Genomic DNA, 13,666 nt, shown 5'->3' on the forward strand with positions numbered 1-13,666 from the left:
TCCCCTCCGGAGATGAAACGGCGAGAATGGATAGGATATGCCGCGGCAGTCGTTGCCGCGGGCGCGTTCCTGTCCGGATGCGGAAACATCCGCAAACTGAGCAAGAGCGATCCCGAAGTGGGGGTGCACCTGCCGGCCCGGACGGCGCAGACCCCTGTGACGGCGGCGGCCGATACGGTCCGGACGCAGAAAATCATTACCTATCGTAAGCAGGACGGCACGGAACTCTTCATTACGCCGGTTGCCGTCGATTCGGTGTCGGGCGAGAAGATGATGTCGGTGGCCATCGACGAGGTGGTCATTTCGGCCTCGAACCGCCGCAACCTGGTGGAGCGCAACGGCAAGATCAACGTCGAGTTCATCGTGTCGGTTCCGCAGGAACTGCAGGCCAGGAACTGGCAGTTGGTGGTCGATCCGCAACTGCTCAAAGGGGCGGATACGCTTCCGTTCGATCCGCTGGTTTACAGCGGCGACCGCTTCCGCACGATGCAGCGGCGCGAATATGCCCGTTACGACCATTACCTCGGGCGAATCGTCGACAGCGCCGATTATTTCGCGCGCTTCGGCGACAAAAAGGGGTATTTCCGGTATATGAACTATGTGGCGGAAGAACGGGCGAAGTATGCCGATGCTCGGGATCGCCTGGAACACATGGAGCCCGAAGAGGCGATGTTCGACAAGGTTGTGGGCTGGACGACCCGCGGCGAACGCCGCCGGCAGTATGCCCGGCTGCGCAGGTATGTGCTGACGACCGACCGCAAGGTGCAGCAGCGGACCTCCTATGTGCCTGATGCGAACGACAAGTTCGACCATCTGAACGACTATTTCGCACCCCGTTTTCGTCATGCCTACGAGGGCGATGACGTGCTGCCCGGCGGCGAGGTGTATACCCGTGTGGAGGGAGAATACCCGGTCGGCGGAGGCCGCCGACGCGAGGCTTACATCCGTTCGCTGACAGAGACTCCGGGACGCGTGTACGGCGATGTTTATACGGCCGACAATGCCCGGATACGTACACTGGCCGGACAGCGGCTCGCCTACACGGGGCTGCGCCGTCCGGCGGTCGAAGGAATGCTGCGCGAGACCGGCGACAGCGCCGCCCGGGAGAATTACCGGATTCGCAAACTCTATGTCGCCGACCGCCTGGCGAACCTGAACGGTATCGACACGGCGGAGGTGCAGCGCAACATGCTCCGCGACGCCGAGGTTCAGCGCAACCGGGAGCTGGCGGCGAACAGCCCTGCGGCTTTTGCGCGTCTCGTGCGCCATCCCTACTATGCCGATGCCCGGCTCGATACGGTGATTTACCGGCCCGACGGACGGGTGGATTATTACTATACCGAACAGGTGCAGGCCGACGAAAACTCCTCGAAACTTTACCTCTGCCTTGCCGGAGAGGTCGAGGACCGGAGCGGGCGGACGTATCGCATCACCCGGTCGGATACGCTGACCTACAACGTCGCTTCGATGACCACGTTCCTCGACGAGACGACCCGTTACATGCAGCGCATCGTGCTGCGCGACGCGGAGGCCAACGCGCGTTTCTTCTTCACCTTCCCCTCGGGAAAGTCGACCCTCGTGGACACGCTGACCGCCAACCGCCGCCAGATTGCCGCCGTGCGGTCGCTGACGCGCGATTTGATGACCGATCCGGTCTACATCATCGACAGCATCACGCTGCGGGCCACGGCGTCGCCCGAAGGAACCTGGCAGGTCAACGACCGGCTGGCCCGCGAACGCGCCGAGGCGCTGCGGCGTGTGCTCGTGTCGGAGTTCCGCACGCTGTACGATTCGCTCAAGGTTTCAGCCAGCTATACGCTCGACGAAAACGGCCGGCAGGTACTCGTTAAGCCGGCGGAAGAACTTCCCGACCTGCCGAACCTGCTGCGTACGAAGTGGCTGGCCGAGGACTGGGACGAACTCTACCGGCTGGCTGTTGCCGATACGCTGATCGCCGACAAGCAGGAGGTGCTCGCCATGATGAAGTGGGAGGGGAATCCCGATACCCGCGAATGGCGTATCCGGATGAAGTATCCCAAAGCCTACGACCGCCTGCGCCGGGTGATCTACCCGCAGATGCGTGCCGTGGATTTCAGGTTTAACCTCCACCGCCGCGGCATGCAGCAGGACACGGTCTACACGACCGAGGTCGATTCGAACTACATGCACGCCGTGGAGTTGCTCCGAAAGCGCCGTTACGAAGAGGCGCTCGCGATCCTGCGTCCCTACGAAGACCGCAATACGGCATTGGCCTACATGTCGCTGGGCTACGATGCCGCCGCCTACCGCATCCTGCGCGCCGAGTCGGGGGCGGCCTCGACACCCGATATCCAGTACATGCTGGCGATTCTCGCGGCGCGTCTGGGCGACGAGGAGCAGGCCGTGAAATATTTCCTGCGCTCGGTGGAATTGCGTGAAAGCCTGAAATTCCGCGGGAACCTCGATCCCGAAATTTCCCGCCTGATCCGTAAGTACGGGTTGTTCAAAGAGGATTTCGAATAGCTGCTGCGGGAATGAAAAACCGGGACGACCCACAACGGATCGTCCCGGTTTTTTTGTCGGCGGGCGTCAGCAGTCGCCGCGCAGGCAGTGGTGGGCGTTGCGGAGCTGGAGGGCCAGCGAGATGGCCGTGATGCCCGCCAGCAGCAATGTGATGCCGACCCAGACGATGACGGCCGTAGTGCCGATAACCAACGGCTGGAACAAAATCCACAGCGAGCAGAGCAGCAGCAAAACGCCCGTGAAGATGGTCCAGCCCGAGCCGGCGATCTCCATGGCGCTCATGTCGCCGCCCAGGCCGATGGCGCTGAATCCGCGCATCATGAGCCAGAACCCGAGGAAGATGGGCAGCGTGGCGGCCGAGAGCCCGACGTTGAAGATCAGGATGATGCCGAGGATGATCTCGATGATGCCTCCGGCCATCATCCAGCCGCGGCCCGTGATGAAGTGCCTGTTGGCCGACGAGAGTACGACCTCCAGGATGCCCGAAAGCAGCATCAGCCAGCCGAAGAGGAGCGACATGCCCAGGTAGCTCTGGGCCGGATAGACGAAGGTCAGCACGCCGACGACGAAGAGCGCGATGCCGATGATCAGCAGCAGCCACCAGTAGCGGACGGCCTGCTTCGAATTTTCGATCAGTGAGGAAATATTGTCCATGGTATAAGGAATTTCTTCCTCTTCGAGCAATTTGCATACCAGAGACGCCTGGGCTGATGCGAGGAAAAGTCCGGATAATCAGCCGAATGCCGTGAGACCGGGGCGGGATGGGGTAGTACGGGGCCGGGCGGCGGACCCCGGCGTTTCGGGCCGGACCTGTTTTAGCGGGATACGGCGGCCGCTTGCGGGGCTGCGAGCCGAACAACTTCGCCGATCTCGGGGCGCAGGACGTGCAGTGTGGTGTCGGCGGCCAGCGCCGCTTCGGTCTTCAGCGGTTCGTCCCAGGGATGCCGGGCGAGAGCGTATTTGGAGTGGTGAACGGTCAGGATTTGTTTTGCCGCGAGGTCTTTGGCCGCCTGCGCCAGTTGGCCGGGCAGGGTGTGGATGTACCGCCACGCTTCGTTATATTGTCCGTTTTCGAGTATCGCCAGGTCGATGTCCGGGAATTCGCGGCCGATCTGGGCGAAATGTTTCCCGTAACCGCCGTCGCCGCCTATGTAGATTTTCCGCGAAGGCGATTGCAGCAGGAACGATCCCCAGAGCGTCTGGTTGGAGTTCAGCCCGCGTCCCGAGAAGTGGCGCGCGGGCAGGCAGTGGATGGTGAAGCCGTCGTCGAGCGCAGCCTGCTCGTGCCAGTCGAGTTCCACGATTCGCTCTTTGGGAAAGCCCCAGTATTCGAAATGTTCTCCGACGCCCAGCGGGCAGACGACCGTCCGGATGCGCGGCCTGAGCGCTGTGACGGTCCCGCGGTCGAGGTGGTCCCAGTGGTCGTGGGTGATGATCAGGTAGTCGATGTCGGGCATATCCTCCGGACGGTAAAGATCGGCGCCTTTGAACGGCCGGTTAAGCAGCGGGAGGGGCGCCGCGCTGAGGAAAACCGGATCGACGAGCACGCGCCGCCCGTCGGCCTGGATCAGGCAGGAGGAGTGGCCGAACCAGACCGCCAGGTCGCTCTCCGGCGCGAGCGCCCTGAGGTCGGTGCGGATCGCCGTCACGGGGCGTTCGGGGCGCAGTCCCTCCTTTTTGCCGAACAGGAATTCGAGCATGCCGCGCACGCGTCCTTTGCCGCCGGCCATCAGGGGGCTGGGTTCGAGGTTGCGGAACTGGCCGTCGCGGTAGTTCGGCGAATTGAGGACCCGTTCGCGCCGTTCACCCCGGGGCAGGCGTCCGAAGCCCGGCAGGACGGCGATTATCCCGGCGGCAATCGCCGCCGCGAGGACCAGACCTATGATCATTCCCATTTTTCTTCTTTTTTTCTTGACAGACATGATTTGCAGATTGTATGCTGCAAAGATACCTAAATTCCGGGACAACGGCGGTTATACGAATTACGGTCGTAGCTACCATTTTTACCGGTTTGTTTCCCGGCCCGACCTGATAAACGTAAATGTATGAGATAAATTGGTCTTTTTTGTGCTTTTTTATGCCGTTTATGTTAAATTTGCTATTTTTGTGGCGGATTATTCTGTGATAAGTGACGCCCTTATGCATGGTATTGAAAAATTGCGTCCGGGATATGTGAGGTTTACAGCCGCTTTGCTCCTGGTCGTCTGGTCGTGTTTTGCGCCCGGTCCTGTGGCCCGTGCACAATCTGCGCCGCAGAAAACAGTCGTTAAAGGCCGTGTAGCCGACGAAGCGGGGAATCCGTTGGTCGGGGTTACCGTCGTGGAACACGGAACCCCGAACGGGGTGGCTACGCTCTCGGACGGCGGGTTCTCGATCAGCGTCCGTCCGGGCGCCGTACTCGACTTTTCATGCCTGGGGTATCTTCCGCGCCGCATCGTGCCGGGGAGCCGCACCGAACTGGAGATCGTCTTGCAGGAGGACGTGAAGTCCATCGAAGACGTGATCGTGACGGCCCTGGGCCTCGAACGCAACTACGTCGACCTGACTTATGCTGCCGACAAGATCAAAGGTTCGCAGCTCACGGCGGTCAAATCGCCGAATCTGATCCTCTCGCTTGCCGGTAAATCGGCCGGAATGCAGGTCAACCAGAGCTCCTCGGGGGCGGGATCGTCGGCCAAGGTGAGCATCCGCGGCGTTCGTTCGGTGGCCAGCGACAACCAGCCCTTGTATGTGGTCGACGGCATGCCGATGCTCAACTCCTCGCCCGAGCAGGCCTATTCGGCCATCGGCGGAATCGCCGACGCCGGAAACCGCGATGGCGGCGACGGTATTTCGAACCTCAATGCCGAGGACATCGAGAGCGTTTCGGTACTCAAGGGCGCTCCGGCGGCTGCGCTCTACGGTAGCCAGGCTGCGAACGGCGTCATCCTGATTACGACCAAGAAAGGCTCAGCCGGGAAGCAGCAGCCCGTGATATTCTCGACGAACCTTACCTTTCAGACTCCTTTCAGCCTGCCCGAGTTCCAGGACCGTTACGGAGCGAGCGGCGGTGTGGAGAGTTGGGGCGCACGCGGCGGGGTAAAGGCTTACGACAACGCCGGGGAGTTTTTCCGTACGGGCATAACGGCGATAAACTCCGTTTCGGTCTCGACGGGGTCGAAACAACTTCAGAACTATTTCTCCTACGCCAATACCGCCGAACGGGGCATCACCGGGAAGAACCGTTTGATGCGCCATAATTTCAACCTGCGCACGACATCGGAGTTGTTCCGCGAGCGGCTCCGCCTCGACGGGAACATCAGTTTCATGCGCCAGGCCGTGGAGGATAAACCCGTGCCGGGCGGCTTCTACATGAATCCGCTGGTCGGGCTTTACCGGTTTCCGCGCGGTGAGGACATAACTCCTTACCGGGAGCATTTCGAGGTCTATGACCAGGACCGCAAGCTGGGTGTGCAGCAGTGGATCGCCCCGAGCGACGATTTCGAGCAAAATCCCTACTGGATCGTCAACCGTATTCGCAGCCGGAGCGTCCGCAACCGGGTGATGGCTTCGCTGTCGGCCGACTGGAAGGTGAACGACTGGCTTCGGATCAGGGCCCGCGCCAATGTGGACCACTTCAGCGACAAGGTCCGCCAGAAGTTCTATGCGTCGACGGCTCCGGCGCTGGCCGGGGCGAACGGGCGTTATGTCGAGAGCAGTTTCTCGGAGACGCTTTTCAACGGCGAGGTGCTGGCCCTGTTCGACAAGCGCTTTTCGGAGAAGTGGATCTTCAGTGCGACAGCCGGGGCGTCGCTCAACGACCGTACGGTCAACTCGCTGCGGATGGATTCGAAAACCGCGTCGCTCTACTATCCCAATGTTTTCAACGTCGCCAACATCGTCATGAACAGTTCGGCCTATGTCGACGAACAGATCGACGCCCGCCGCCAGATACAGTCGCTGTTCGCCACGGCGTCGGTCAAATATGCCGAAAGCCTCACCTTCGAGGTTACGGGGCGCAACGACTGGGCTTCGACATTGGCCTACACTTCGGCCGAGGGCAGGGGCTACTTTTACTACTCGCTGGGTACGTCGTGGGTGATCGGCAAGATGTTCAAACTGCCGGAGTGGATTTCGCTGGGCAAGGTGCGCCTGACGTGGAGCCGCGTGGGCAACGATATTCCGATGTTCATTACCAATCCGAAAGCCCACGTGACGGCCGGCGGAGGCATAAACGCTGCGGATGCGGCGCCCGGAACCGAACTCAAGCCCGAAATGACCCAGGCTGTCGAGGCCGGTCTCGAATGGCGCTTCTTCGGGGACCGGCTGGGTGTCAATGCGACTTATTACAAGACCAACACCCGCAACCAGTTCTTCAAGTTGCCGGCGCTTTCGGGCGAAGCCTATGCTTTCCGGTACGAGAATGCCGGAAACATCGAGAACGAAGGCGTGGAGATTTCGCTCAACGCCTATCCGGTCTACGGAAAGGCGCTGACGTGGCAGTCGACGGTCAATTTTTCCTATAATAAGAACCGCGTAATCAAGCTCCATGACGAACTGCGCGAATATGTCTACGGTCCGTCGAGCTTCTCTTCGTCCTATGCCATGAAGCTGGTCGAAGGAGGTTCGATCGGAGATATTTACGGGCGGGCGTTCGAACGCGACGAAAACGGGGCTATCGTCTACGAGACCGACGGGGATTACGCCGGGCTGCCCCGGACCAGAGGCGAGGGAAACACCGTCAAGGTGGGCAACGCCAATCCGGTGTTCGCGTTGTCGTGGAACAATACGTTTTCCTACAAGGGCGTGTCGTTGTCGATGCTCGTCGATTGCCGCTACGGAGGCCATGTGCTGTCGCAGACGATGGCCGACCTCGACTCCTACGGCGTTACAAAAGCGACGGCCGATGCGCGCGACCGGGGCTATGTGACGCTCGAAGGGCAGCGGATCGAGAATGTGCGGAGTTTCTACAAACTGGTCGGAGGCCGCGCCGGGGTGACGGAATATTACATGTACGATGCGACGAACATCCGCCTGCGCGAAGTGTCGCTCTCCTATGCGCTGCCCGGCAAGCTGTTGCGGCGAACGGGCGTGTTCAGCGGCGCTACGGTATCGTTTGTGGCCCGTAACCTCTTTTTCATCTACAATGCCGCGCCGTTCGATCCCGACCTTATCCTCTCGACAGGCAACGACAACCAGGGAATCGATGTATTCGGCATGCCGACGGTCCGGAGTTTCGGATTTAACATTAAACTGGAGTTTTAACGGATGAAACGTTGGTATACCTATCTGTTCGCCGGATGCTGTGCGGTTGCCCTCGGGGCCTGCACGGGGAATTTCCGCGACCTGAACGACGACCGGTCCGGAATTACGGACAAGGAACTGGAGGCCGACAACAACGGCCTCGGCTATCGCCTGGGAATCATCCAGCAGGGAGTCTATTTCAACTACGACTACGGCAAGGGGAAAAACTGGCCGTTCCAGATGACCCAGAACCTCAGTGCGGACATGTTTTCGGGGTATATGCACGACCCCAAACCGCTGCAGGGCGGCAGCCACAATTCCGATTACAACCTGCAGGACGGCTGGAACAGCGCCATGTGGCAGTTCACCTACTCCTACATCATGCCTGAGATTTACCGGCTGGAACAGACTGCGCCGGAACAGATGCCGGCGTTTTACGCCATTACGAAAATACTCAAGGTGCTTGTCATGCATCGTGTGACCGACTACTACGGTCCGGTGATCTACACCCATTTCGGTAATCGCGGCAACGAGTATGTGCCCGACAGTCAGGAAGAGGTTTACGGCCACTTTTTCAACGACCTGGACGAGGCGGAGGAGATTCTCACCGCCGTCGTCCAAAGCCGGGGTCCGTCCGAAGAGTTCGGAAAATTCGACCTGCTGCTCGACGGCAGCTATACGTCGTGGATTCGCTTTGCCGCCTCGCTGCGCATGCGTCTGGCGATGCGGGTGTCGGGCGTTATGCCCGAACGGGGCGCTGCCGAGTTCCGCAAATCCCTTGCGGGGCCTTTCGGAGTGATCGAGGCGAACCCAGCGAACGCTGCGGTATCCACGTCGGGGACCTATATGAACCCGTTGGGCGAGATCAACCGCAATTGGAACGAAGCGGCGATGAATGCCTCGATGGAGTCGATAATGGGAGGATACGGCGATCCGCGGCTCGGGAAATTCTTCGAGCCCTGCAAGAGCGACCTGGTCATCCCGGATGAATCGGGGGAACTGGTGACGGTGGCGCTTAAAGGCGACTTTCGCGGCATCCGTCAGGGAACCTGTTTTTCCCATAATTATTACGCCGCTTTTTCGCGGCTGGCGATCGAAACGACGACCGATGCCGTGCTGATGACGGCGGCGGAGGTGTGGTTCCTGCGGGCTGAAGCGGCCCTGCGGGGTTGGACCGACGAAGATGCCGAGACGTGTTACCGCAACGGCGTGACGATGTCGTTCGCCCAGTGGCAGGCGCCCGGGTATGAAAAATACCTTGCGAGCGATGCTATGGCGGCCGATTACAGCGATCCCCTGGCCCCGGAAAACGACATTGCCGCGCGGTGTCGTGTGTCGCCCCGCTGGGACGAGACGGCGAGCCCCGAGTTGAAACTCGAACGGATCATCACCCAAAAGTGGATCGCCATGTATCCCGAAGGCTGCGAGGCATGGGCCGAACAGCGCCGCACGGGCTATCCGCGGCTGTTTCCGGTGCGCTACAACCACAGCAAAGGGCAGAGTATCGACACCGAGACGATGATCCGACGGCTGCCTTATCCTGCGACGCTGGAAACCTCCGATCCCGACCAGTATGCGGCGTTGGTCAAGGAGCTCGCGGGACCGGACGACGGCGGAACCCGCCTTTGGTGGGACACGGGGCGGAACTTCTGATCCGGAGCACGATCCGGCTTTGCACGCGATAACGATAAAGGCAGGGATAAAGTCCCTGCCTTTGGTTTTGCGCTTTCCGTCGCTGGATTACGGCAAATCGAAGGTTATTTCCATCTGGCCTTCGTTACCGGAGGCTGTAAAGGTCGTAAAACACAGCGGAACAATGCCGCCCTCCAAAGTCGTTATGTCGTGAAAGTATTTTCCGATCAATATTCTGCCGCCCGTTTCGGTCCGCAGAGTGCCGCTCTTGTCGAAATAGATGTAATAGGCGGTGAGGTCGTTCCCGATCTTCGTCTCTTCGCCGTTTAATTCCTCCCCTTTCATTATTTTCCGGGTAACACGGTTGGCCTCGGTATACCCGTAATTGGTTTCGACCAACAGCAATGCCGTGATTCCGAAATATACGTTGTTTATAAACCGTAGATCTCGCCGGTCCTCGTCGCTGATCGTTTCATTGATCGGTTTGTCGGGGAAATCCATAATGGTGCTGAACCAATTATAGGTAAAATCATAGATCAACCCCGTCGATTTTGCCATCTCCTTTTCGGTATAGGGTTTTCCGCTTATCAACTCATCCAGCTTTAATCCTAAGTTGCCGACGCCCAACAGGTGCAGGTGTCTGTATGAATAATACTGCGTTGGAATGTTATTATAAATGAGTCCGAGGCCTTCTTTCGGTAATGCCACCGTGATCTCCCGGATCCATTCGTTGAATTTTTCGTAGGAAGGCTCCGGCAGGTCTCTGAATGCGAGTTCGCTTCCGACTGCCGCCGTCGTGCAAAGAGTTATTGGGTTGAAGGTGAATTTATCCTGGTAATCCGTCAATGTCAGCATGTCGGAACGGCAACTGATCGCGTTGCCCGGAAAAATTTGCTTTCGCCACGATGGATTGGTAAAGACTGCCTTGCCGGAGATTCGATACCTGCGCGTAATGTTGTCTTCCAGCACTTCATATGTTGCATCGGGATTGTAGAGAACCGGGTAAATCGAGAATAAGGACCATTTCAAACGATCGACCGGTTCTTTCCCGCTTTGGGTAACGGTCAGTGTGGCCGTTGCGATGCGCCTGCCATAGAGGAGTGGTATGGTTGTATCGCGTGAAGTCTCCTCGGTGTTGGGTAAAACCTCCACATCGAGGTATTCCTTGCCGTCGGCTGTGATTTTCTGCACGACGCACCACTCCGGGACTGCACCCGGATGCCAGTCGCAGTTCGAACTGACGGCGATACGTTGTTTCACGCCGTTGCAGTCGGTTTCGATTTCGTCTTCTTCCGGCGTAATGTAGTAGTCGGGCTGTGGTTCGGGCTGATTGTCGTCGTGGCAGGCGGCAAATGCGAGCGCAAAAAGAAAAAGTCCCCAATGTTTCATACTAAATGAGTTTTAGTTAAACAACCGGGAGCGGAGGTTTGTCGGGAAAAATTCAGTTCAGGGCTGTGTCTGTATCCTGAAAATGAGGGTTTTGTCTCGGCTTCCCCCCCCCTTGCATCTTTTCCGCAAGGTATGAAAATAAAATCCGATAAGCAAATAAATCGGCGCCGGAATGTTCTGTCCGGGAGCATCCGGATAAGCGATAATCCGGAATAAATGATTATTTTTGTCGGAAGACGCTAACAAACTAAGAAACGACTATGAAGATCCAGGAAAAGGCGGCCCAGATGGTCGCAACGGCACAAATTATTACGGTGGCATCCGTCGACGAAAACGGTTATCCGCGTCCGGTGGCGATGGTGAAACTCAAGGACGAAGACGGTGCGATCTATGTTTCGACCGGAACCAGTTCGGCGAAGACGGCCCATTTCAAGGCCAATCCCAAAGCGGGGGTCTCGATTGTCAGGGGCGGCGACAGCATCGTTTACACGGGTAAAATGGAGATTGTTACGGACGAGGCTGTGAAGCGGTCGCTCTGGGGCGACTGGATGCTCGACCATTTTCCCGGCGGTGTGGAGGACCCGGAGTATTGCGTACTGAAATTTACACCCGAGTTGGCGACCTATTGGATCGACAACGCATTCGTGAAGAACGATAAATACATGAACCTGTTCTGCCAGAGCTGCGGCATGCCGATGCAGACTGCCGACCAGTTCGGAACGAATGCAGACGGCTCCTTGAACACCGAATATTGCTGCTACTGCTACAAAGGCGGGGCATTTGTCCAGGATTGTACGATGGATGAAATGATCGGCCATTGTATTGAGTACCTTGATGAGTTCAACGGGGCCTGCGATACGAAATTCTCGAAGGATGAGGCGATTGCCGAGATGAAAAAACACTTCCCGAAGTTAAAAAGATGGATGGCAAAGAGTTGATTTTCGGGTGCAGGGAGTTGTTTCGGAAATGGCTGGAAGCAGAAGGCGGTACAAGCGAAGGTGTTTGGCTCATATTTTCGAAGACCGATGCCTTGGAGACGCTTTCAGCCAATGATGCACTCGAAGAGGCATTGTGTTTTGGCTGGATAGACGGACAGATGCAATCCATCGACGAGAACCGTTATCGGAAATATTTTGCCCGGCGGAGGGCGAAAAGTAACTGGTCGGAGAAGAACAAAGAACTGGCGCAGAACCTGATTGCACGCGGGTTAATGACTCCGCAGGGATTGGATGCCATCGTTTGTGCCAAGCAAAACGGGCAGTGGGAGAACTCCAAACGCAGTTTTGCCTCTGAGGAACAAATCCGGATGTTCAAACAACTCATTGAGCCGCATGAGCCTGCCTATACGAACTTGTCGGCGATGCCGGATTCCGTACAGCGCACCTACACGCTGTTTTATCTGGATGCCAAATCGGATAAGACCCGTCAAACCCGCTTGGAAAAGATTATCGACAGGCTCCACAAGAATTTGAAGCCGATGTGATGTTGAACGACATCGGGTGCAGATTCCTTTTGAGATTCCATTTGTAAAAATTCGCCCATGACCGGAGTTTGTCTCTTCCCTGCGAGGTCGCCCCACGAGTATTTTTCCGGACTGCTTTATCGGAATAATCCTGCTCTGTCTAAGAAATAGATTTAAATAATCTGCGGATAATCAGTTGAAATATGCTTATTTGTGGCGGTATGCGCACAAAAAAGTCCTCAAAAGAGGACTGAAAAGTGCGGATAAAGGGACTCCGCTTATCTTTTCAGTACTCTGAATATCAGTCGAATAATCGAAAGTTCAATCTTCTGCACACACTTTGGCGTTGCCTGAAAAGCGTTGGTTTGCTTGCCTATGTTCTGGCGTTTCAATACGATACAAAGGTAAGCAATCTATTTGAATAAAACAACCCGGCTGTGTGGCCGGGTTGTTTTTGTATTAGGTTTTCGGAACAGTCGGTTTATAATAATTCTTCTCCAGTACTTGGTTGATTTTAGCTTCCGGGTATAGAATATTCCCACCTATTGAGGTGTATGGTATTAGTCCTTTATCCCGATAGTTCTGTAAAGCTCGGCGGCTGATGTGGAAATGTTCCATTACCTGTTCTGTGGTGAAATACCGTTCGTTGAGCAGGCTGGGCCGTACCTCTTTCATCAGCCTATCGGCAATCTGCTCGGTGTTCCGCATCGTTGCGAGCAATTCCCTGTATTCCGGTGTTTCGCAGGTAATCACATCATCGCCACATAATATTCCATCGTCTGCCATAGTTACCTCTTTTTAGTCAGTCCGTTGTCAAGTACAGCCTTTACATCTTCGGGTTGATAATAACATTTGTTCCCCATTACGGTATAGGGCAAAATCCCGCTGTTCCGATAGTATTGCAGGGTTCGTTTGGAGATATTCAGTCATTGACAGACCTCTGCATTGTCGATTCATCCCGAATCTTTCGCCGGGAAGTAATATCGTTCTAACATTTGCATCCGTTTATTTGAATGCTTGGCGGTAGCCTGCATATCCAGCCACGCTTTTTCTTCAATCAATAAATACCGCATAATTTAAGTTTTAGAAATTAATAAAATTTGTTTCATTTGCAAGGTAATACCGAACCGAAGGTTTCCGGATATATGGCCGCTCCATGCCGCCCAGACCGTCTGCCTTCGATGCTCCTGCAAATCCGACGGCAATATAAGGGACGCCCCGCTGTTTTGATGCTGTTTACGCCCTCGTTCTCCCTCAATCGCCCTAATTGGCCCCATGAATCGGGCGGATTCCGCAGCATAACTCCCCGGCCTCTCCCCCCCCCGGCGTTCCTGCAAACTTGGCGGCAAGATAAGAGCAGCGTCCCGACTTGGTGCTGTCCGGGGAGTGAACGGTTATGAACGGTGCTAATTGACCCCGAAAACCGGACAAAATCAGCCGCAATTTCGGGGTATCAGT

General features: G+C 56.9%; 10 protein-coding genes and 1 pseudogene. 6 read left to right on the top strand and 5 right to left on the bottom strand.

Annotated features, from left to right (window positions below; all coding sequences use genetic code 11):
• Window positions 1-12: 12 nt before the first annotated feature.
• Window positions 13-2,502 (top strand): hypothetical protein, encoded by a 2,490-nt coding sequence (locus I2E69_RS06410; protein ID WP_195460023.1) that lies wholly within the window; start codon window positions 13-15, stop codon window positions 2,500-2,502.
• A gap of 66 nt (window positions 2,503-2,568) precedes the next feature.
• On the opposite strand, the gene I2E69_RS06415 is transcribed toward I2E69_RS06410, so the two are convergent.
• On the bottom strand, window positions 2,569-3,156 hold the full coding sequence (locus I2E69_RS06415; protein ID WP_195460024.1) for an HdeD family acid-resistance protein: 588 nt from the start codon (window positions 3,154-3,156) through the stop codon (window positions 2,569-2,571).
• A 161-nt stretch (window positions 3,157-3,317) separates the two neighbouring features.
• Window positions 3,318-4,424: an MBL fold metallo-hydrolase gene (locus I2E69_RS06420; RefSeq protein WP_317191085.1), complete on the bottom strand. Its 1,107-nt coding sequence runs from the start codon at window positions 4,422-4,424 to the stop codon at window positions 3,318-3,320.
• A gap of 307 nt (window positions 4,425-4,731) precedes the next feature.
• Between I2E69_RS06420 and I2E69_RS06425 the strand changes: the two genes are divergently transcribed.
• Window positions 4,732-7,746, top strand: coding sequence for a SusC/RagA family TonB-linked outer membrane protein (locus I2E69_RS06425; protein ID WP_410489104.1), 3,015 nt, complete (start codon window positions 4,732-4,734; stop codon window positions 7,744-7,746).
• Between the two features lie 3 nt (window positions 7,747-7,749).
• Window positions 7,750-9,378 carry a SusD/RagB family nutrient-binding outer membrane lipoprotein gene (locus tag I2E69_RS06430; protein WP_195460030.1) on the top strand — a complete coding sequence of 543 codons (1,629 nt, stop codon included), beginning with the start codon at window positions 7,750-7,752 and terminating at the stop codon, window positions 9,376-9,378.
• 87 nt (window positions 9,379-9,465) lie between these two features.
• Here the strand turns inward: I2E69_RS06430 and I2E69_RS06435 are convergent, their stop codons facing one another.
• The gene (locus I2E69_RS06435; protein WP_195460032.1) at window positions 9,466-10,746 is read right to left on the bottom strand and encodes a BACON domain-containing protein; all 1,281 of its coding nucleotides are present in this window, start codon (window positions 10,744-10,746) and stop codon (window positions 9,466-9,468) included.
• Window positions 10,747-11,006: 260 nt separating this feature from the next.
• Here I2E69_RS06435 and I2E69_RS06440 point away from each other — a divergent pair.
• The 3 genes and pseudogenes from I2E69_RS06440 to I2E69_RS06450 form a co-directional block, all read left to right on the top strand.
• Window positions 11,007-11,369: pseudogene (locus I2E69_RS06440) on the top strand (pyridoxamine 5'-phosphate oxidase family protein); the annotation flags it as partial.
• 39 nt (window positions 11,370-11,408) lie between these two features.
• Entirely contained in the window at window positions 11,409-11,684 is a 276-nt protein-coding gene (locus I2E69_RS06445) for a zinc ribbon domain-containing protein (RefSeq protein WP_195460089.1), read from the top strand.
• Window positions 11,666-12,229 (top strand): YdeI/OmpD-associated family protein, encoded by a 564-nt coding sequence (locus I2E69_RS06450; RefSeq protein ID WP_195460034.1) that lies wholly within the window; start codon window positions 11,666-11,668, stop codon window positions 12,227-12,229. The genes I2E69_RS06445 and I2E69_RS06450 overlap by 19 nt, the downstream gene beginning before the upstream one ends.
• Before the next feature lie 438 nt (window positions 12,230-12,667).
• Here I2E69_RS06450 and I2E69_RS06455 read toward each other — a convergent pair whose 3' ends face one another.
• A complete protein-coding gene (locus tag I2E69_RS06455; protein WP_195460037.1) occupies window positions 12,668-12,994 on the bottom strand; it encodes a helix-turn-helix domain-containing protein in 327 nt (108 codons plus the stop codon).
• A 2-nt stretch (window positions 12,995-12,996) separates the two neighbouring features.
• On the bottom strand, window positions 12,997-13,134 hold the full coding sequence (locus I2E69_RS15430) for a hypothetical protein (protein ID WP_410489105.1): 138 nt from the start codon (window positions 13,132-13,134) through the stop codon (window positions 12,997-12,999).
• Between the last annotated feature and the right edge of the window lie 532 nt (window positions 13,135-13,666).

It is taken from the genome of Alistipes sp. D31t1_170403_E11, assembly GCF_015553985.1.
Taxonomy (GTDB): domain Bacteria; phylum Bacteroidota; class Bacteroidia; order Bacteroidales; family Rikenellaceae; genus Alistipes; species Alistipes montrealensis.

Coding starts and splice junctions, on each gene's coding strand:
- I2E69_RS06435 (WP_195460032.1), bottom strand. CDS start 10,746: ATGAAACATTGGGGACTTTTTCTTTTTGCGCTCGCATTTGCCGCCTGC.
- I2E69_RS06450 (WP_195460034.1), top strand. CDS start 11,666: ATGGATGGCAAAGAGTTGATTTTCGGGTGCAGGGAGTTGTTTCGGAAA.
- I2E69_RS06420 (WP_317191085.1), bottom strand. CDS start 4,424: ATGTCTGTCAAGAAAAAAAGAAGAAAAATGGGAATGATCATAGGTCTG.
- I2E69_RS06445 (WP_195460089.1), top strand. CDS start 11,409: ATGAACCTGTTCTGCCAGAGCTGCGGCATGCCGATGCAGACTGCCGAC.
- I2E69_RS06415 (WP_195460024.1), bottom strand. CDS start 3,156: ATGGACAATATTTCCTCACTGATCGAAAATTCGAAGCAGGCCGTCCGC.
- I2E69_RS06410 (WP_195460023.1), top strand. CDS start 13: ATGAAACGGCGAGAATGGATAGGATATGCCGCGGCAGTCGTTGCCGCG.
- I2E69_RS06455 (WP_195460037.1), bottom strand. CDS start 12,994: ATGGCAGACGATGGAATATTATGTGGCGATGATGTGATTACCTGCGAA.
- I2E69_RS06430 (WP_195460030.1), top strand. CDS start 7,750: ATGAAACGTTGGTATACCTATCTGTTCGCCGGATGCTGTGCGGTTGCC.